Raw genomic sequence first — 19,817 nt, 5'->3', positions numbered from 1 at the left:
CTACTTGACGGCGGACTGCGCCGCGGCCAGCGCGTCCTTCGGCGACTGCGAGCCGCTGAGAGCGGACTGGACCGCCTTCCACAACTGCTCGGAGATCTTCGGGTACTTGGTACCCAGGTCGTCGCTGGTGCGTCCCTTGGCCGCCTTGACCGCGTCGACCCAGGGCTTCAGCTCGGCGTTCGCCGCGACCTGCTTGTCCTGGACCTCGGTGGTGGGTGCCACGTAGGACAGTGTGGTGTCGGTGTTGAGGAGGTTGTCGGTGCTGGTCAGGCAGGTCACGATCTTCTGTGACGTCGTGTAGCGGTCGGTCTTGCCCTGGACCGGGATGGTGACGAACTCGCCGCCGGTCGGGGCGGCCGCGTTGCCGCCGTCGGTGGCGGGAACGGGGATGACCCCGTAGTCGAAGCCGGCCTTCTTGGCGTTGGCGAGCTGCCAGGTGCCGTTCTCGCTGAACGCGTAGTCGCCGCTCGCGAACTCCTGCCAGCTGGTCGTCTGCGTGTTGTTGAGGACCGAGTTCGGGGCGTAGCCGTTCTTCAGCCAGTCCTTCCACAGCGTCAGCGCGGCGACAGCCTGCCCTGAGCCGAGCGCGGTCAGCTGGGCGCCCGACCCCCAGTACCAGGGCAGGAACTGGAAGGTGCCCTCCTCCGTACCGATCGCGGAGAACGTGATGCCCTTCTTGCCCGCCTTCTTGACCTTCGCGAGCGCCGCCGTCAGCGACTTCCAGTCCTTGACCGAGGCTATGTCCACCCCGGCCTCCTTCAGCACCTTCTTGTTGTAGTAGACGGCGAGGGTGTTGGCGCCGATCGGCGTGCCGTACGTCTTGCCGCCCGACTGTCCGGCCGCGAGGAGGTTGGCGTCCACCTTCGAGGTGTCCAGCTTGTTGTCCTCGGTCGTGGTGAGGACGCCGGCCTCGGCCAGGGTCGACACCACCGGGTTGTCGACGATGAGCACGTCGGCGGAGTTGTCCTGCTGGGCCGCCAGCAGCGCCTTGTTCGCCAGGTCGCTGGTGTCGAACGCGGTCCGCTTGATCTTCACCCCGGCCTTGGTGCCGCAGGCGTCGAGCAGCTTCGCCCACGCGGAGCTCTTGTCGAACTGCGGGTACGGGTCCCAGATGGTGTAGGTGCCGCTGTCCGCGGCCTTGGTGCCGGTGCTGCCCGCACCGGAGGAACAAGCGGTGGCGGTGCCGGCGACGGCGAGGACAGTCACGGTCGCGGCGGTGAGGCGGAGCCGTCTGACGGAGCTGTGCATTGCGCGTTCCTTCGTTTTCTGGCACGGGTGTGCCGAGGGAGGGTGACGAGGGGGGAAGCGGGCATGCCGAACAGCCACGGCGAGCGGTGCGTACGGTGAGGGGGGGACGGAGGATGCCCGTGATCCGTGGTCAGGAGGTGGTGCCGGGGGCCGAGGTCAGGGGGCCTCGGTGGACGGTGTGCCGGTGACGGGTCCCGTGCTGGCGCGGAGCGAGATCGGCGGCGCGAGCAGGTGGTGCCGGGGCGGCGCGTCGGGATGGTCGAGCCGCTCGACGAGGAGGTCGACGGCATGTCGGCCCATCTCCTCCGCCGGTACGTCCGCCGCGGTGAGCTGCGGGGTCACCGTCTCCGCCCACCGGCCTGCCACGACTCCGGTGACGGAGAAGTCGCGCGGTACATGACGGCCGGCCTGGGCCAGCCCGCGGTACAAGCCGCCGAGCGCGGCCTCGTTGAGGGTGACCAGGGCCGTGGTGGCCGGGTCTTCGTGCAGGATCTGTTCCAGGCACGCCTGGCCGGACGCGGCGTCGTCCCCGCAGCAGTACGTCCGGACGGCCAGCCCGCGCTCGGCCGCGGCCTTGGTGAAGCCGTCCAGCCCGCGGTGGGCGGACTCGTATCCGGCCCGCAGCAACTGCTCGGGCCGGTTGACGAAAGCGACCCTGCGGTGGCCGAGATCCGCGAGGTGATGGATGCACGCCTCCACCAGCGCGGTGTGATCCAGCCCGACCCACCAGGTGCCCTCGGGATGTGCGGTCCGGCCGATGGCGACGGAGGGGAAGCCGAGGGCGGCCAGGTGATCGACCCGGTCGTCCTCCAGTCTGATCTCCATCAGGATCGCGCCGTCGACCCGCCGCTCCCCCAGCAGCCGCTGGAACGAGCGGTCGCTGTCGACGCCGCTGGGAGACAGCAGCACGTCGTAGTCATGGGCCGCTGCCGCCTCCACCACACTGCCGATGAAGTCGAGTTGCATCCCTGTGTAGTGGTTGCCGGCCGGCGGAAAGACCAGGCCGATCGTGTTGGTCCGGCCGTTGGCCAGGGCGCGCGCACTGGCGTTGGGCCGGTAGCCCAGCTCGTCGATGACGCGCTGGATCTTCCGGCGGGTGTCCTCCGACACGGGGCGCTTGCCGCTCAGCGCGTAGGACACGGTGCTCCGCGAGACACCGGCCCGCTGGGCGATCTCACCGATGTTCACGGGCACTCCTTGAAAGGTCGAACCGGTTCGATGACTCCGGGGAACACGATCGAACGGAGTCGGTCGGCGAACCAGCTGTCGAACCGGTTCGCGTGAAGTGAAGGTAGGAACAACCCCAGCGGCTGTCAACACCTCTCATGACACTTCTCGTAACGACCCTGGAATCCAGGAGGAGCTGCTGCAACTCCCTGTGTCGGAAGTATTGCTGGTGGATTTCTGCGGTGCTAGCTTCCCTCGAACCGGTTCGATCCACCTCGTCCAGCGTCCGAACCCGCAGGGAAACCACGGAGACCCCAGAAGGCGTTTGATGTTGATTCGCGCCGACCGTTTCAACATGCTTTGCCGCATTTATGCCCGATGGTGGATGGTTGCTCATCGGCGCGGCCGGCGAGAGCGCGCAGTTCGTCGGCGTAAGTGGCCCAGTCGTCCCGGGCAAGGAAGTGGCCGACTGCGGGCAGGGTGCGCAGGTGGGCGCCGGGGATGGCATCGGCGATGTCGCGCGCGGCTGCCACGCGCAGCAGCGGGTCGCCCTCGCCATGCAGTACCAGGGTCGGCGCAGCGATCCGAGCGAGCGGGCCGTTGCCGAAGCCCTGAGCCAGCGGCAGCCTCGATTACTTCATCCCAGAATCGCTGAAACTTCGCTGGCACAAATCCGCCAGTACCCAAGATTCGGTGACAACGCTCAGCTCCCGATGGCACGGGACAGCCGATCCTGGTGTCCTGTGCCATCGAGGTCTGAGCCGGCCTGGTCGAGGTCTCCATGGCCTGCGTGCCCGTAGGTCGAATCATCAGCCTTGTTCCTGGGCATAACGGGCCGCGTACCAGATGGAGTCGATGTCGGGGTTACGCAGAGTCCCCCAGAAGCGGTCGTCGGGCATCTGTGGGATGGGCGGGTTGCCGAAGTCGGCGAGCAGTTCGGCGCGCCAGTCGACGCTCAGGTGGCTGCGGGTGGTCGCGATCCCGTACACCGCCCGGTGCGGCGAGCCCCATACCGCCTCTACCATCTTCTCCGCCGCCCATCTGCGGAGGTCGTCCCGGTGTGCGTTCGCCTGGACGATCACCTTGCGCAGCCGCAGGCCCAGCGGGCCGACCTGGCCCGGCGAGATGGTCTCGTCCCGCCCCAGCGCGTCCAGAGCCGCACTGACCTCGGGGTACTTGGCCAGCCCGGTCTCGACGGCCAGCCTGCGCATCTGCTTGCACGCCGCCTCGGCCACGCGTTCATGGGGCAGGGTGGCGACCAGCGCGCCAAGTTCTTGCAGCCCATGCAGGTACGCCACCGGCAGCGGTTTCATCCCGCCTCCGGGCAGATCCAACGGCGGGAGCTGTGCCTCCGGCCCGGGAAGGGGGTCGTCGGCGCTGCCCCACTCCGGCCGGGGTGTACGCGCGGACTCCCAGATCAGTCGGCCGTTGAACGCCACTGCGCTCCGGCCCTTGCCGCCCTCCAACTGGTCCGCCACTTCCGCCAGATAGGCGCCCAGCGAGTCGGCGCGCCCGAAGTCCGTTCCGGTCTCGTCGAAGAACCGCCCGATCGCACCGTAGGAGTCCCTCCCGGGGCGGCAGTCGATGGTGAGGCCGTCGGCGGTAACCTCGTAGGAACCGAACTTGAGGTAGCCGTGCTGCCAGTAGTACTCGGCCTCCTCCTCGTCCAGGTCGGCGCCGATGTCCCGCAGGAGACCGGTCGCTTCGACGATCTCCCGCCCGCCGAGCAGCCGGTCGTGCGTCGGGAACCGAAACGCCTCCGCGCCGCCCCGCGCCCCGTTGTGTCGACGCAGCGACGCGACCAGGTCGGGATGGAAGGTGACGTTCAGCTCCTCCTCCACCGCCCGTATCTCCTCGTCCGCCGCAGGCGGGCCGAGCGAGACGAATGTACGAGGGGCGTGTTCCCACAGCCAACTGTCAATGCGGTCCCAGGAGTTCTCGACCAGGTCGGTAGTCATGCGGCCGACTCTAGAGACAGGCGCTGACAACGCGGCGGCATAGCGCTGCCGGCCGTCGCGATCAACATTCGGTGGCACAGGACAGACCGTCCCCGCCTGGTGGGCGGCTGAGGAGATGTTCCGTCTCAGCCGATCTGATCCCTGTCTCAAATGATCTGGCCCGATTCGCCCGTCGTCTCAGATGATCTGTTCCCGTTGGTGCTGCTGTTGTCTCGTCTCACTGAGCTTGGAGAAGTGTCACTGATCCGAGCGGGATGGCCTCGAATCTCATGTCCGGTGGCTGTTGTCGAGGGTGCGGTCACCCACTGGGGTGACTCGCGTCTCGTTCAAGGTGGCTTGTCTCACGGTGGGCCCGTGGGCTGCCGGTGGCCCTGCCAGGAGGGCGAAGCCGACGATCAATTGACGGGGCCGTCAGTTGGGTGCGGCGTGCAGGAAACGCAGGACGGCAAGGACGCGCCTGTGATGGCCGTCCGCGGGGGGCAGGTCGAGCTTGGCGAAGATGTTGTTGATGTGTTTGGCGACCGCGCTGTCGGTGACGACCAGGTCTTCGGCGATGGCGGCGTTCGAGCGGCCTTCGGCCATCAGGGCGAGTACCTCTCGCTCGCGCGGCGTCAGCCGCTCCAGCGGGTCACTGTCACGGCGCAGTAGCAACTGGGCGACGACCTGCGGATCCAGTGCCGTGCCGCCGGCCGCCACCCGCCGTACCGTCGCGGCGAACTCCTCGACGTCGGCGACGCGTTGCTTGAGCAGATAGCCCACCCCGCTGGTGTCGGCGGTCAGCAGGTCGGCGGCGTACCGCTCCTCGACGTACTGGGACAGCAGCACGACGGCCGTCGCCGGCCACTGCCGACGGATCGCCAGCGCCGCGTGCACGCCCTCGTCGGTGAAACCGGGCGGCATGCGGACGTCGATCAGCGCCAGATCGGGCCGGTGTTCCCCGACCGAGGCCAACAGCGCCTCGGTGTCGCCCACTTCGGCCCTGACCTCGAAGCCCGCCATCTCAAGCACCTTGACCAGCCCCACCCGCAGCAGCACGGAGTCCTCGGCGATCACCGCTCGCACAGCGACTCCCACGGCAGCTCCGCGGCGACCGTGGTCGGGCCTCCGGCGGGGCTGCTGATCCGGAAGACGCCGTCGACGGAACCGACGCGCTTGGCCAGCCCGGTCAGCCCGGTGCCGGCGGCCGTGTCGGCGCCGCCCACACCGTCGTCGGTGACCTCCACCCGCACCGCCTTTCCGGTCCGCCGTACGCTCACGTCCACGCGTGTGGCGCGGGCGTGCTTGGTGACGTTGGTCAGCGCCTCGGAGACGACGAAGTACGCGACCGATTCGGCACCGGGCGCCACACGCCCGTCCAGGTCGACGTGGAGGCGTACGGGCAACGGTACCCGGGCGGCCAGACCGGACAGCGCCGCGTCGAGGCCGCGGTCGTCGAGCACCGCGGGATGCAGTCCGCGGACAAGGTCGTTCAGTTCGCTGATGGCCTCCTTCGCCTCACGGTGCGCCTCGTCGATCACCCTGCGCGCCTCGTCCGGCAGGTCCGTGAGCGTCGCCCTGGCCAACCCCAGGTTGACCGCGAGGGAGACCAGGCGCTGCTGAGTGCCGTCGTGCAGATCGCGTTCGATCCGGCGGCGCTCGGCGTCGGCCGCCTCGGCCAGGTCGGCGCGGCTCACGGCGAGATCCGTGACCCGCCGCTCGAGTCGCTGCGCACGGCTGGGCCCGAGCAGCACCCGCGCCGCGCGGGTCTCCACCCGGGTCACCGCCGCGGCGAGCGGGGGCGCCGCGGCGAGGAGCAGCACGCCTACCGCGGTGACGTACGCCGCCTGGATCGTGTAAAGGTCGGTGAGTCCCGTGTGCGGGAGCACCACCCACATCCACCCGTAGACGGTGGCGCACGCGATGCCGGTGCCCCATACGGCCAGGACCAGCACTTCCGCGGCGGCGAGAAGCGGCCCCAGGAGCGTGTGGTAGGCGGCCTTCCGCCAGGTCTGCGCGGAAGCGAGCAGACGGAGCGGGTGATGCGGCCCCAGACGCTCTCCCGCCGGTGCCGAGGCCGGCAGGGAGCGGGGGATGTCCGCTCCGAGCAGTTCTCGATGACGCCACCTTTGAGCCGCCGTCAGCGGCAGCGCGACCAGGAGGAGCAGGAGGACGACGGCGACCAGGCCGGGAACTATGTCCCAAGGCGTGTGCACCGATCTGACGATCGGCTTGGCCCCGAGCCACAGCCACGCCGGTACCGCGGCGAGATGCGGCACCACGCCCGCGGCCAGGAAGGTGGTGTCCTGCCGGGCCGTCCTGACCCGTCGTCGCAGTAAACGGCGGGGCGGCCCGAGTACGGAGGAGAGCGTCATAGACCGACCGTAAAGCTCCAGGTGGGGCGGGGACCATGCACCTGTCTTCAGGTTCGATGGTGAAGTCCGCACCACCCCGAAGCCGGATCCGTCCGTTACTGACCTTCGCGCGCCCCGCAGCCACGCTGTTTCCACAAGGCCGCAGACCCGCTGCGGTACTGACAGAGACGGGGTGGAAGACGCCATGGACGCACCACACGCGCAAGATCCGGGAGCCCACCGTGAGCAGGCGCCTCAGCAGCCGCGGTCCGCGGGGCGGACGGTCACCGAACTCCAGGAGACCGGAGTTCCGTACGACGCGGAGGCGGCGCCCGGTCCTGGGCCGTCGTCGCGACGCAAGTGGCGCGGTGGCGAGCCCCGTTGCCTCAGCCTGGCGCTCGTCGGCTGCGGCGTGGCCATGCTGCCCTGGCTCGTTGTCCTCGCGAAGACCCTGCCGGCCACCATGCGCGTCCGGCACTGGTCGACCGCCTGGGTGGGACTCGACGCCCTCGAGGCGCTCGGTCTGGCTACCACCGGCCGGCTGCTGCTGCGCCGGGATCCCCGCTGCGCCCTCACGGCCACGGCCACCGCCGCCCTCCTGGTCACCGATGCCTGGTTCGACGTGACAACTTCGGCCGCAGGCACCGAGTTCACCACGGCCGTCGTGATGGCCCTGGGCGCCGAGCTGCCCATGGCGACGCTGTGCACGCTGTTGGCGGTCCGCTCGCTGCCGCGTCCGTCCCGGGACCCGGGCCGAGGTGTCCGGACGGGCTGGTGACCGAGAGGCGCGGCTTCCCGCTGCTGACCGGCGTCGATCAATCACGTTTCGCATGTAATTGACTACTCTTCGTGGTGAAGGTTGATCATTACCAGGAGAACAGGTGGTGTGTGATGTCCCAGGAAATCTCGCCGGGAACGCGGTCTGGAGATGCCGACATCATCTTCTCCGGCGGTTTCATCGTGACGGTCACCGACGAGAAGTCGGCAGCGCCCGAGGCGGTGGCGGTCAAGGACGGCCGGATCGTCTTCGTCGGCAACCTGTCCCAGGCGCAGGCCAAGTGGCAGGGGTCAGACACGCGGTTGCACGACCTGCTGCCGGACCAGGCTCTGCTGCCGGGTTTCATCGATGCGCACGGCCACATCACCGGCACCGGCCTGCAGGCCACCATCGCCAATCTCCTGGCCGCTCCCGACGGCAACGTCACCGACATCGCATCCCTCCAGGACAAGCTGCGCGCGTTCGCCGAAAGCGAGGTGGGGAAACGCTCGGACTGGATCATCGGTTTCGGTTACGACGACTCCATGCTCACCGAGGGCAAGCACCCCACCCGCCACGACCTGGACGTGGTCTCCACCGAGAAGCCTGTTCTGGCGATCCACCAGTCCTTCCATCTGGGAGCGGTCAACAGCCTGGGGCTCGAACGGCTTAAGTACACCGCCACGACACCGGACCCGAAGGGTGGGGTGATCCGGCGGAGGCTGGAGCGCGCGACCGAATCCGAGCCCGTGTACGGAGAGCCGAACGGGGTGCTGGAAGAGACCGCGTTCAACCCCGCCGCCGACCTGGCCGTCGCCGGGATGGACCCCATCGACAGCGGGCAGTTCCTGGCCGTGGGCCTCCTGGCGGCGGCGAGGTTCGGCTTCACGACCGTGCAGGAGGGTGGAGCGAGCCTGGAGGTCCTGGGCCTCCTGCGGCAGGTCGCGGACGCCCACCCCGATGGCCTGCCCACCGACGTGGTCGTCTACGTCAAGGCCGACCAGGCCATGAAATCCCCTGACACGGTCCAGTCGAGCCGGGAGTACACCAAGGGCCTGCGGACGGCCGGAGTGAAGCTGCTCCTGGACGGCTCGCCCCAGGGGCGCACCGCCTGGCTCACCGAGCCCTACCTCACCCCTCCCGACGGCCAGAACGAGAACTACCGCGGCTATGCGACCCTGCCGGACAAGGACGTCCTGGCCCAGGTCCGGGCGGGTTTCGCCAACAACTGGCACGTCATCGCGCACGTGAACGGCGACGCCGCCATCGACCAGCTCATCCAGTGCGTGCGCACGGCCACCAAAGAAGCCGGACAGGACCGGCGTACGACGGCGATCCACTGCCAGACCGCCCGCGAGGACCAGGTCGAGGCGTTTCGGGAACTCGGGATCATCCCGTCGTTCTTCTCCATGCACACCTACTACTGGGGCGACTGGTACCGCAAGACCGTGCTCGGTCCCGAACGTGCTGTCGACATCTCGCCGGCCCGGTGGGCGGTGGACCGCGGCATGGCCTACACCTCACACCATGACGCCCCCGTCGCCCTGCCCAACTCGATCGCCATCCTGTCCAGCCAGGTCACCCGCGTCACCCGCGTCACCCGCTCAGGAAGCGTCCTGGGCCCGGACCAGTGTGTGTCGGCCCTGGACGCGGTGAAGTCCATCACCATCAACGCCGCCCGCCAGTACTTCGAAGAGGACACCAAGGGCAGCATCGAGGTCGGCAAGCTCGCCGACTTCGTGATCCTCAGCCACAACCCGCTCACGATCCCCGAGCGGAAGATCAAGGACATCATCGTCGTGGAGACCATCAAGGAGGGCAGGACCGTCTACCCGCCCTCTCCCACGCTCCCAGGCCCCGCCCCCGTCCTGCGAAAGGCCATGTCCGCAGCCTTTGCCCACTGCTGACGCCCCGAAGGTCACCCAGCCGAGGGGTTGAGTACGGGCCCGCCGACTGCGAACACCCCCTGAGACCCCCAACAGGCGACGCACGTCTCGCAGCGTAGGAAAACGGGAGATTACTCCAGCGACCCACAGCGTTCATCCAAGCCCATCCACTGGTCTCCGGGCACCCCGGCACCAGCAGACCAGATCGGCTGAGACGACGTGCAGCATCCGCACGCACCGGACCGGATCAGTTGAGATTCCGAGCCGCTGCTTATCTCAGCTGATCTGGTCGCCGCAGGTCACGAGCACGGCTTCGGGCCAGACCAATTGAGAAGGGACAGGAGACACGGCTGGTCGCCACCTGGCGGCCCCGACGTCGGGCGCGGGTCAGAACGAGGCGGGCTCGATGATCTGCTCGCCCTCGCCCTCGGGCGGCTCGAACCGGTCGTAGAAGTCGTCCAGCGCCTCGGCAGTGACGGCCAACGCGTTGGCATCCTCGCGCTGGTTGCGTGCTTCGAGGCGCCGCAGCAGCTCATCGCGCGGGACGGGGAGATACAGGAGCCGGGGCCGGACTCCGGACCCCGGACTCCGGAACGAGGTTCTTCCACTCGTCGCGTTCCTTGCGCGTCCACAGCCCGTAGTCCAGCACAGCGCAACGACCCGCGGACACCGGCCTGGTCAGTTCGTCCCGGACTTCGGCGACCACCGGGGCATCCCAGGCCGAAGTACTCCCGCTCGGGACAGTCCACGCCGTACCGGCCGTGCCGGGCATGTACCCGCTCGTCGACCGACAGCCGCACCGCACCGCCGAGCTCCAGCCGCCGCCTGGCGTACGTGGTCTTCCCAGATCCGGTCAGCCCGACCAACAGGAACACCACCGGCTCCGCGCCGGGCACCACCGCCGCCACACCCATCCTCGATCCGCTGCAGTCCCTGTCCCTCCCAACCTGTCACCATCCGCCCCACCGCTCGGCCGACACCGACCAGGGTCGTCGTCTGATGATCGACGCGTTCAACAACCTACCTGCGCGTCTTGCGAGCAACTCCTACGTAGACAGGAACCCGTTCGTCGTTGATCTCCAGATCGGGTTCAGGGCGCCAGCGTGTGGCAACCTCGATGCCCGGGTCAAGGAGTTCCAGGCCGTCGAAGAAGCGAGCGAATTCGTCACGCGATCGCACCTGGGCGGGAATGCCGCTCTTCCGATAGATGCCGACGATGCGATCCCACACCTCAGGTTCAAAGTCGCCCGTTACATGCGACAGCATGAGGTAGCTCCCCACAGGTAGGGGTGCGAGAAGTTTATCCACAAGTTCGTATGGGCCATACTCGTCCGAGACGAAATGCAGGAGAGCCACCATAGACAGCGCGATCGGCTCGTCGAAGCTAAGGATCTCCCTCGCCGAGTCGATGATCTTTCCGGGATCTCTGACGTCCGCCTCTATGTATTTGGTCGACCCCTCGGGGGTACTCCGTAGAAGCGCCTCAGCGTGACGCAGCACGATGGGATCATTGTCCACGTACACCACGTGTGCGGCAGGGTTTATTGCCTGGACAACCTGGTGAAGGTTCGGTTCAGTCGGGATTCCAGTTCCAATGTCGAGGAACTGCCGAATGCCGTGACCAGCCAAGAGCTGGGAAGCTCGATGCATGAAGTGTCGGTTAGTCCGCGCGGCAACCTTGATACCCGGAAACAGGGATATAGCCTGCTCCGCCGCCTCTTCATCGACGGGATAACTATCCTTCCCTCCCAGATAGTAGTCATACATGCGCGCCGGATGGGGCCTGCTGGTGTCGATGGGGCGTAATGTCATCCTCGGTCCTCTCTCAGTCACAAACAAACAAACAAATCGAAGGCCGCCGCCAATCGGCCCTACCCGACTCAGGCCAGAGGGAAATCGGCCAAGCCTGACTTAGCCCCCTCGGCCTCATCCATGATGGCCCACAACTGAGGCGGCTCCGGGTCCGTGCGCTTCAGTAGTTCCTGGCGCTTCGCGCGCAGGCTCACGCGTCTTTCTAGGATCTCGGGAGATATACGCGGCAACCCGAGTCCCAGCACAGCACGGGCATAGCCCTCGGTCTGGAGCAGCCCCGGCACGACGGCAGGTTCGTAGGTCCGGCACGACGGCAGGTTCGTAGGTCCGGCACGACGGCAGGTTCGTAGGTCCGGATGCTAGTCGCGGCCGCCTCCAAGGCAACGTGAACACCGAACCAGCTCGGGAGCACGTCGCGGAAGCCCTGCCACCAGCCTGGCCGATTCGCTTTCTCAGTCAGGTCGAGGAACTCGGCGATTTCCGCCTCGCTGACTTCGTATATTTCCAGCAGCGCGTTGCCAGTTGCCCACTTCAAGGATGTTTCTGCTCGCTCAATCCTGGTGATCGTCGTGTGCGCCATGCGCAGCCGCTTGGCAGCCTCCTGCGCCGTCAGGCCGGCGGCCACGCGCAGTTGGGTCAACCGTCGGCCAAGGACGATCTGAAGCACCGTCGGCGCAGACCGCGGCTCGCCCACGTCAGTCCCCTCCTCCGGAAGCCATCACTCCGAGCAGTGCGCCACGGGCTCAGCGCACAGCACAGCCCGCACATCGAGAGATGCACATTGCAGAATAGGCCTTTCTAACTGCCGTGCGTCGAGGGATAGTTACGCGGTGATACAGCTCACGTTCGGCTCCACGCTTCCGTAACCTTCGCCCCCAGGAAGACCGAAATGCCCCACCCCGCGTTGTTCCGCGTCCTCCTCCAGGAGCGCCACTGGGACGACTGGGCTGTGTTCGCCCCGCTCTTCGAGGAGACCGCACGCAACGTCGGCAAGGAACTCAGCTCCCGCAAGGTGGAGTTGGCCACGCTCCCCCGACGCACCTTCGACCACTGGTTCTGCGGGGACTGGTTTGGCACACCGCAGCGGCACTACCGGCCGGTCCTGGAAAGGGTGCTGGCGGTCCTGGTGCTGCGCCTTTCGCAGCGCACCGCGCCCGTCGGCAGCCCGGCTCCGGATCCTTGGGAGACCTTCGTCGACTTCCGTGACGCGGTCGAACGCGACTTCACCCGCACGCGCCGCCTGGCGGACTACGCCCGGGCTCTGGGCTACTCGCCCCGCACCCTCCCTCGGGCCACCCTGGCCGGCGCAGGCGTGGGAGCGAAGGAATTCATCGACCGGCGGGTGATCCTGGAAGCCGAACGCCTTCTTACGCACGGCGACCAACCAGCCTCCCGTATCGCGGCCCAGCTCAGCTTCACCAGCGCCACCGACTTCAGCACATACTTCGATCAGCGCACCGGTCAGTCGCCCATCACCTTCCGTGCGACCGTACTCGGCCGCTCCGCGAAGAATGGCCCAGGCGATACGCCCGGTACCGGGCGACCAGGGCAGTGAGGGCCGCCCCTGCGAGCGGTGCCACCAGATAGACCCACAGATGTGACCAATAGACGGGCTGGTGGGCCCAGAGGGCGGGACCGAACTGGCGGGCGGGATTGGCGGATCCGCCGGTGAGGGTGATGATGGCTACGGCGGTGGCGGCGGGGCGGGCGAGCGGGATCCAGCGCGTCCACGTGGGGCGGGACATCAGCAGCAGGGTGACGGTGAGGATCGCGGCGGTGGCCGCGGCTTCGGCGGTGAACACGGCGGCGGCCGAGCAGGCGGGGGCAGGCTGGAGGGCGGCGTAGGCCATGCGTTCGCCGACGACCGGGCCCCATATGAGGCGGGCCAGGCCGGTGCCGGCCACGGAACCGGTGAGCTGGGCGGCGAAGTACGGCAGGACACGGCGGCCGGGAAAGGCACCGGTCAGCCACAGGGCGAGGGTGACGGCCGGGTTGAGGTGGCCACCGGAGTGACGGCCCCATGGGCAGGACAGCGCCCACGAGAGCGCCGCCCCGACGATCACGGCCACGGCCGCGAGCTGGAGGTGCGGTTGCGGCAGGGCCTGGCTGATGGGGGAGGCCATCACCCAGCGGACGACGGTGACCAGGACGAACAGCACGCCGGCAGTGAGGGCGAACTCCACGGCGGCCGCGGCCCTGGCGGTCGTGCCGCCCGGGGTCGCGGACCGCCCCGCGGTGCCGGCTCCACCGGTGCCGCCGCCGGGCACCGTGCCTGTGGCCCACCGGGCGGACACACGGGACGAGGCGAGCATCGTCAGCCCCAGGTCATCTCGCCGGTGGCAACCTTGGTGCCCAGGTCCAGGGCCACGAGCAGGCCCAGGTCCCGGTGGCGCTCCAGGATCGCGGCCTTCAGCGCCTCGGAGTCGTTGCCGCTCTTGGCCAGCTCCTCTTCGAACTCGGCCAGGTAGGTGCGGGTGTAGGCGATCACGGAGGCGTCGGTGGCGGAGCCGGCGGAACGGTGGCCGGCCACCACGAAGCGCGGGGCGAGCCGCTCCATCTCGGCGAGCGTCTCGGCCCAGGCGGCCCGCTCGCGCGGCGTTGGGGTGTCGGCGGTCCACACGTGCAGGCCGGCGAAGAGCAGAACCCCGCCCACGACCGCGCGGTCCTCGGGCTGCCACAGGTACTCGGTGCGCCAGACCAGGTCGGGGTGGCCGCCGCGGAACTCGAAGTCGTGGCCCTCGATGCTGACGCGGTCCCCGTCCAGCACGTCGGGGATGATCACCTCGGTGGTCAGGTTCTTGCCCAGGTGTGCCCAGGTCTTGAGCTTGCCTTCCCAGCTGGCCTTGATCCGCTCCACGATGGTGGCGGTGGCGACGATCCGCGCCTCCGGGAACGCCTGGCGGATCACTTCCAGGCCGAAGTAGTAGTCGGGGTCGGAGGTGGTGACCACGACGGTGGTCAGCTCCTTGCCACTGTCGATGATGTCCGCCAGGACCCGGTGCTGCTCGGCCAGTGTGAACTGGCCGTCGACCAGTAGGGCTTCGCGCTCGCCGGTGATCAGGACGGACGACTTGTGCAGGCCGGTTTCGCCGGCGGTGTGGACGGTGTACGTCAGGGTGGACGACATGGGAGTACCGCCTTTCAGAGTGTTGTGAGGGGTGGGTTCAGGCGGCCGTGGCAGCGGCCAGGTGCTGGTTCAGGGCGCGGGTGAGCATGTCGGCCGAGGAGGCCGGGCCGCCCAGACGGTCGGTGCCATGTGCGGTGTGCAGCAGCAGCGTCGGGTAGCCGTCGACATTCAGACGACGCACCTCGAGGAAGTCGGCCTCCGCCTCGGCACGGGCGGCGGGCGAGGCGTACACGGCTGCTACCGCCTCGGCGTCCAGCCCCAGCTCGGCGGCGAGGTCCCGGTAGACCGCGGCGCCGGAGAGGCTGCGGCCGTCGACGTACCAGGCACGCTGCATCGCGGCGGCGGCATCCAGGGCGTTCACGCCCGGCTGGCTGCGCAGCGCGACCAGGCCCGTGGCAGCATCGGCGGAGTCCATCACGACCGTGCCGTCGGCCAGCGCGGCACGGTAGCCGTCGCCGAAAGTGACGCCGGTCAGCTCGGTGATGCGCTCGTTGGCGCCCGGGATGTGCGGGTAGGCCGACACCGGCAAGGCGCGCGAGCCGGTGAACAGGCCGCCGGACAGCACCCGCAGCTCGATCCGGTCCGCGTTGGCGGCGGCGAACTCGTGCAGGGCCTGGCCGAAGCCGTAGCACCAGCCGCAGTAGGCGTCGAAGGCGTAGGTCAGTCGAATGCGCTCCACGGAGCTCATCACGTGTCGTCCTTTCCAGATTCCGTCACCCGGCTCCCTGGCTCGGCCGGGCTGACACTCTCAAAGCCATGGTCAGAACGCGGGCACAGCCGCGAGCACACCCGGATACGCAGACGACTCTCTAGGGTGAAAAACTGACAGCCTCGCGAGTCCCCCTCGCTGTAAGTCCCACCAGACGGCCGCCGTCCCGCCCCGGGCTCTCTGCCTTCGCAAGACGGATCAATCGCCCGCAGGACTGATCAGGAACGGCTGCCCGGGTACATCGAAGTCGTCCAACCGCAACGCTTGAAAAGGCGAGTCGAGGTGGCCCAGGTGACCGCGACGGGATGTCGGTCACCTGTCGGGGGCAGTCTGTCCGGTGGCGGCGGCTCGTCGGGGGGCCGGCATCTTCCAGAGACGGCCGGCGCTCACCGGGCGGCCCCGACCCCGAGGCGCCACCATGCACACCCCCGTCACGGTCATCGGCGCCGACCAGGCAGGGCGGCCCCGCCAGCGTGAACAGAGTCACCGCCAGGTCCCGCCCCGACCTGGCGGTCCGGTCCGAGGACCCGTGGTCACGCCGCGGCTTCTTCCTTGGTGCGCAGGCGTCCCCGCGCCATGAGGCGGTCGAGCCGTCGCTGCTCCGCGGCCGCCCAGTGGCCCACCCGCTCGGGGTCGAGGGGCGTGCCGTGGCCGACGTGGAGTTTGGTGGGGCCCAGGGCCAGCATCTCGCGCAGGCTCGCCAGGTTGCCGAGCCGGTCGTCGTGGAAGGGCGGGTTGGCGGGCCGCCCCTTGACGAAGCCCATCAACGGGGTGGCCACGAGGTCTCCGGCCACCAGGTCGCCGTCGTCGGTGAGGACGGAGACGGAGCCGGCGGTGTGGCCCGGAGTGGGCATGATGCGCGCCTCGACACCGAAGTCCGACAAGTGGGTCTCGCCACGGATGAGCACGTCCGGTTCGAACGGCTCGGCGGTTTCGCGCACCATCGAGGTGCGGGCGAAGAGCCGCCCGAACAGCCCAGTGGGCAGGTACGGCTCACTGACCCGGCCCGCTTGGTAGATGCCGAGGTCGGCGATGTGGCCGGCGATCGGTGCGCCGGTGAGTCGGCTGAGTTCTGCGGCGGAGCCGAAGTGGTCGATGTGTCCATGGGTGACGACGATCAGGCGAACGTCCTTGGGGTCCACGCCGTGGGCGGCGACCTGGTCGTGAATCAGCCGGCCGCTGCCGGGTGTTCCGGCGTCGACGATGATCGGTTGCCTGCCCAGCAGCAGATAGGCATTGACGGCGTGCCGACCGAACACGGGAATGGCAATGACCTTGGTCGGAGACATCGAGGAACTCCTCAACAGGCATGGGGGGCTGGGCCGCCGGGCGATGAGGCGGGGACGCGGTCGGCCCGCAACGGACATCCCTCACAGCATCCTGAACATTGATCAGATGCTTGCTAAGCACTGGGAGGGGCGGGCGGCCTGTGCATCCGTGCCCAGGCCGCCCGACGCGGTCAGCTGAAGAACGGGTCGTCCACGACGTGAACCCAGCCGCCGCCCGGCTGGCGTCGGAGGATCTCGGTGGTGGTGGAGACCACCGGTTCCGGTCCGACCCCGGTGAGGGTGGCGATGTTCGACACCAGGGCGACGTCGTCGACCTGTCGGATCTCGCGCATTTCGAGCTTGAGGTGGGCACCGCTGTCGACCATCTGCTGCATGGCCTGGCGGATGGCGTCCGTGCCCACCAGGTGGGTTCCGGGGGTGGGGACGAAGTGGGCGTTCGGCTCGTAGAGCGACACCAAACCCTCGACGTCGCCGGCCTCCAGGTACTCCATGTACAAGGTCCCCACCTGCTGGGGTGTCTCGGCACGGCGCCGGGCGGTGACGCCGACCGGCTTGTCGCCCCAGCCGGCCGCGTCGATCAGGTCGTACCAGGTGGGATAGGCGCCGTAGGGCAGGTGGCGACGCAGCAGGTCGCCGATGAAGGTCGTCGGGGACGCCTTGTGGGGCTTGGCCACGGCCTGGGTGATGATGAGGTCGCTGAACCCGTGGGCCAGGTCCTGACGCGGCAGCAGGGCGTGCACTTCGTCGGCGAGGCCGGCCGGAAGGCTCTCGCGGTGGATTCCGAGGATGTCGGTGGCGATACCCAAGTGGGCCAGCGCCACCTCCGTGCCCTTGCGCGGGGCGATGCCTTCCGTGGTGTGCAGAGCGATGGCGTCCCAGGCGACGGCGATACGCTCTTCCTCGACACCCTGCTCGCGCAGGAATGCCGCTGCGATGTCGGCGCCGTCGACCTCGAAACGCTGGTCGCCGTTGCTGCCCTCCTCGCTCAGTCCCAGGTCGTGCAGGACGCAAGCGACGAACAGCAGCTCGTCGTCGTAGTCGGTACCGGCGCGCAGACCCTGGTTCTGGGCATGGGCGCGGGCGAAGACGTAGCTGCGGACGCAGTGATCGTGAATGAAGGCAGGCGTGGCCTGTGCCGCAAAGGCGAATGTGTCCCGGGTGAGGCTCGTGTCGGGGAGGTCGAGCTGCTCGAAGAGGGACAGGTGTGCGTCGGTGGTCATGATGTGTCTCCTTCATTTGGGCCCCGGTCCGGGGCGGATCGGCACGGTGGCCGGGCGGCACGCTCACGCGTGCCGGGTATGGGGGGTGTGGTGCGGTTGCACGGCACGTGGCGTGACAGCCGATCGCCACACGGGGGGATGTGCGGCTGGAGTGCTGTGCTTACAGCTGGGCGACGAACGCGTCGATGTGCGCGGCCACCTGGTCGGGCACCTCAAGGGGCGAGAGGTGGCCGGTGTCCTTCAGGACGGTCAGCGTGGCGGTCGGGATCAGCGGCAGCAGGTGGTCGGCGAGCACGGTCGGCGGGTCGACCTTGTCGTCGCTGCCCGCGAGAACCAGCACCGGCACCTCGATGGCTGAGACGCCGGCCGACACGTCCTGGACCAGGCCCTGGCGCGGCCACTCGAGACGGGCCTCGTCGCCGCCGCGCAGACTGTCCTCGACCACCTGCCGGCGCAGCTCGGGAGTCAGCCCGCCGCGGGTCAGCATCAGGTCGATGCTCTGAAGAACCGCCTCCTCGCTGTCGTAGGCGTGGGAAACCGTCTCCTGTACCTGCTCGGTCACCCCGACCGGCGCGGGCGGCGCGGGCGCCACGAGGACGACTCCCCTCAGACCGGCGGGCTTGCGTGCGGCCAGCAGCTGAGCCACCTTGCCACCCATGGAATGCCCGACCAGCACATAGCGGGAGTATCCGAGCGCGTCGACGACCCGCTGCGCGTCGTCCGCGAGCTGCTCCAGGTCATAAGGTCCCGGCACGCCCGTGGAGTCGCCCCAGCCACGCTGGTCGTAGGCCACGAAGCCCTGCCCGGGATCCAGACGCTCCAGCACCGGGATCCAGGTGCGCCGAGAGCCTCCCCAGTAGTGCAGGAAGATCAGCGCCGGACCGTCACCCTCGCGGACGTGGGCGTACACCTGGCCGCCCTGCACGTCGAAGAAGCGGCCCACCACATTCTGCGAAGTCATTGCCGGCTCCTCGTCCGCGGCCGGGGCTCTCGGACCGCTCCACCGGTGTGTGGAGTCGGCTGCCCCGTGCTCGCTCTTCGATCCTGCTCCGGAATCTCCCTTCCAGGCCACGGCTCATCTGCCAGCATGCGCATCTTTTAGGCCAGAACGGTGCGGGTGGGCCCTTACTTTCCGGTCACGCGATCAGCAGCTTTATCAGGGGATTCATCCCGGGAACGTCCCTGGGGCAGGGCACGGCGGCTCCCTGTCCCTCGCCGCGACATTGGTGCCGGACGTAATATTGCGGCCATGAACAAGCACCGGGTCATGGTCCTGGCGGTCGACAGCGTGCTGCCCATGGATCTGGGGATCCCCACGCAGATCTTCAACGCCCGTCCGAACACCCCCTACGAGCTCACCGTGTGCGGCGACACCGAGGAGGCCGTGACCACGAGCGCCGGTTTCACCCTCGGGCTGACCGCGGGTCTCGAGGCGCTCGCCGAAGCGGACACGATCATCGTCCCGGGCTTCGAGGACTTCCGGCGCCCTCCGCGCCCACGGGTGAGGGCCGCTCTCAAGCTCGCCGGCCGCGCCGGGATACGCATCGCTTCCATCTGCACCGGCGCCTTCGCCGTCGCCTCGGCCGGACTGCTCGACGGCCGCACCGTCACCACCCACTGGGCCAAGGCGGACGACCTCGAAGAGCTCTACCCCCGGCTGCGCGTCGACCGCAACGTCCTCTACATCGACAACGACACCATCCTGACCTCCGCGGGATTCACGGCCGGCATCGACCTGTGTCTGCACCTGGTCCGCAAAGACCTCGGCGCAGCCGTCGCGAACGACATCGCCAGGGACATCGTCGCCGCCCCACACCGCGACGGCGGACAGGCCCAATACATCAACAGGACCCTCCCCACCCCCCAGGCCACCACGCTCGCCGACACCCGTGAACGGGCCCTGCTCCACCTCGAAGAAGACCTCACCATCCCCCACCTCGCCGACCATGCCGGCGTCTCCCCACGCACCCTGACCCGCCTATGGCGCCAGGAAACCGGCGTCAGCCCCCACCAATGGCTCCTGACCGCCCGCATCAACCGCGCGCGAGAACTCCTGGAGACCACCGACCTGCAGATGGAACAGATCGCCATCCGGTGCGGCCTCGGCAGCGGCGCCAACATGCGCGCCCGATTCCGTGACGCCCTCGGCGTCACGCCCACGGCCTATCGCCGCACCTTCCAGCACCAGGCCGCCTGACGGCGAAGGCCGCACTGCGCGGTCACAGAGTCCGTCGACCTTCCTGACTCTCCGACCTCAAGGCACCGGGACTGAAATACCTGGATTTACCGCCGCAAAACCGGGCTAGACGCCCAA

Annotated in this window: 18 protein-coding genes and 2 pseudogenes; 4 read left to right on the top strand and 16 right to left on the bottom strand. The window is 68.6% G+C overall.

Annotation, left to right across the window (positions count from 1 at the left end):
- The 6 genes from OG747_RS41760 to OG747_RS41735 form a co-directional block, all read right to left on the bottom strand.
- Positions 1–1,248: an extracellular solute-binding protein gene (locus OG747_RS41760; protein ID WP_405884543.1), complete on the bottom strand. Its 1,248-nt coding sequence runs from the start codon at positions 1,246–1,248 to the stop codon at positions 1–3.
- Positions 1,249–1,404: 156 nt separating this feature from the next.
- Positions 1,405–2,436 carry a LacI family DNA-binding transcriptional regulator gene (locus OG747_RS41755; protein WP_405884542.1) on the bottom strand — a complete coding sequence of 344 codons (1,032 nt, stop codon included), beginning with the start codon at positions 2,434–2,436 and terminating at the stop codon, positions 1,405–1,407.
- A 329-nt stretch (positions 2,437–2,765) separates the two neighbouring features.
- Entirely contained in the window at positions 2,766–2,948 is a 183-nt protein-coding gene (locus tag OG747_RS41750; protein WP_405884541.1) for a hypothetical protein, read from the bottom strand.
- A gap of 276 nt (positions 2,949–3,224) precedes the next feature.
- A complete protein-coding gene (locus OG747_RS41745) occupies positions 3,225–4,373 on the bottom strand; it encodes an SMI1/KNR4 family protein (RefSeq protein ID WP_405884540.1) in 1,149 nt (382 codons plus the stop codon).
- 411 nt (positions 4,374–4,784) lie between these two features.
- Complete coding sequence (locus OG747_RS41740) at positions 4,785–5,435, bottom strand: response regulator transcription factor (protein WP_212728503.1); 651 nt, start codon at positions 5,433–5,435, stop codon at positions 4,785–4,787.
- A complete protein-coding gene (locus OG747_RS41735; RefSeq protein WP_405884539.1) occupies positions 5,423–6,724 on the bottom strand; it encodes a histidine kinase in 1,302 nt (433 codons plus the stop codon). The genes OG747_RS41740 and OG747_RS41735 overlap by 13 nt, the downstream gene beginning before the upstream one ends.
- Positions 6,725–6,908: 184 nt before the next feature.
- On the opposite strand from OG747_RS41735, the gene OG747_RS41730 reads away from it, so the two are divergent.
- Positions 6,909–7,481, top strand: a complete 573-nt coding sequence (locus OG747_RS41730; protein WP_405884538.1) for a hypothetical protein — start codon at positions 6,909–6,911, stop codon at positions 7,479–7,481.
- Positions 7,482–7,594: 113 nt separating this feature from the next.
- Positions 7,595–9,367, top strand: a complete 1,773-nt coding sequence (locus tag OG747_RS41725; RefSeq protein ID WP_405884537.1) for an amidohydrolase — start codon at positions 7,595–7,597, stop codon at positions 9,365–9,367.
- A gap of 791 nt (positions 9,368–10,158) precedes the next feature.
- Here OG747_RS41725 and OG747_RS41720 read toward each other — a convergent pair.
- The 4 genes and pseudogenes from OG747_RS41720 to OG747_RS41705 all read right to left on the bottom strand — a co-directional run.
- Positions 10,159–10,260 (bottom strand): annotated as a pseudogene (locus OG747_RS41720) (hypothetical protein); the annotation flags it as partial.
- A 106-nt stretch (positions 10,261–10,366) separates the two neighbouring features.
- Complete coding sequence (locus OG747_RS41715) at positions 10,367–11,158, bottom strand: SAM-dependent methyltransferase (RefSeq protein ID WP_405884536.1); 792 nt, start codon at positions 11,156–11,158, stop codon at positions 10,367–10,369.
- Between the two features lie 68 nt (positions 11,159–11,226).
- Positions 11,227–11,442, bottom strand: coding sequence for a Scr1 family TA system antitoxin-like transcriptional regulator (locus OG747_RS41710; RefSeq protein WP_405884535.1), 216 nt, complete (start codon positions 11,440–11,442; stop codon positions 11,227–11,229).
- Positions 11,361–11,852, bottom strand: a complete 492-nt coding sequence (locus OG747_RS41705; protein WP_405884534.1) for a helix-turn-helix domain-containing protein — start codon at positions 11,850–11,852, stop codon at positions 11,361–11,363. Before OG747_RS41705 ends, OG747_RS41710 begins: the two co-directional genes overlap by 82 nt.
- Positions 11,853–12,260: 408 nt before the next feature.
- Between OG747_RS41705 and OG747_RS41700 the strand changes: the two are divergent.
- A pseudogene (locus OG747_RS41700) lies at positions 12,261–12,713 on the top strand (helix-turn-helix domain-containing protein); the annotation flags it as partial.
- On the opposite strand, the gene OG747_RS41695 reads toward OG747_RS41700, so the two are convergent.
- From OG747_RS41695 to OG747_RS41670, 6 genes are all read right to left on the bottom strand, one after another.
- The gene (locus OG747_RS41695) at positions 12,631–13,470 is read right to left on the bottom strand and encodes an MIP/aquaporin family protein (RefSeq protein WP_405884533.1); all 840 of its coding nucleotides are present in this window, start codon (positions 13,468–13,470) and stop codon (positions 12,631–12,633) included. The pseudogene OG747_RS41700 and the gene OG747_RS41695 overlap by 83 nt on opposite strands.
- 2 nt (positions 13,471–13,472) lie before the next feature.
- Positions 13,473–14,285 carry an MBL fold metallo-hydrolase gene (locus OG747_RS41690; protein WP_405884532.1) on the bottom strand — a complete coding sequence of 271 codons (813 nt, stop codon included), beginning with the start codon at positions 14,283–14,285 and terminating at the stop codon, positions 13,473–13,475.
- A 37-nt stretch (positions 14,286–14,322) separates the two neighbouring features.
- On the bottom strand, positions 14,323–14,973 hold the full coding sequence (locus OG747_RS41685) for a DsbA family protein (protein ID WP_405884531.1): 651 nt from the start codon (positions 14,971–14,973) through the stop codon (positions 14,323–14,325).
- 554 nt (positions 14,974–15,527) lie between these two features.
- Complete coding sequence (locus tag OG747_RS41680) at positions 15,528–16,283, bottom strand: MBL fold metallo-hydrolase (protein ID WP_405884530.1); 756 nt, start codon at positions 16,281–16,283, stop codon at positions 15,528–15,530.
- A gap of 170 nt (positions 16,284–16,453) precedes the next feature.
- Positions 16,454–17,503, bottom strand: coding sequence for a nuclear transport factor 2 family protein (locus tag OG747_RS41675; protein ID WP_405884529.1), 1,050 nt, complete (start codon positions 17,501–17,503; stop codon positions 16,454–16,456).
- A gap of 160 nt (positions 17,504–17,663) precedes the next feature.
- The gene (locus OG747_RS41670; protein ID WP_405884528.1) at positions 17,664–18,464 is read right to left on the bottom strand and encodes an alpha/beta fold hydrolase; all 801 of its coding nucleotides are present in this window, start codon (positions 18,462–18,464) and stop codon (positions 17,664–17,666) included.
- A 288-nt stretch (positions 18,465–18,752) separates the two neighbouring features.
- On the opposite strand from OG747_RS41670, the gene OG747_RS41665 reads away from it, so the two are divergent.
- Entirely contained in the window at positions 18,753–19,700 is a 948-nt protein-coding gene (locus OG747_RS41665) for a GlxA family transcriptional regulator (RefSeq protein WP_405884527.1), read from the top strand.
- The last annotated feature ends 117 nt before the right edge of the window (positions 19,701–19,817 follow it).

It is taken from the genome of Streptomyces sp. NBC_01384 (genome assembly GCF_045040035.1).
Classification (GTDB): domain Bacteria; phylum Actinomycetota; class Actinomycetes; order Streptomycetales; family Streptomycetaceae; genus Streptomyces.
The sequence above is the reverse complement of the archived record's forward strand: the minus strand, read 5'-3'. Positions and strand labels throughout refer to the sequence as shown.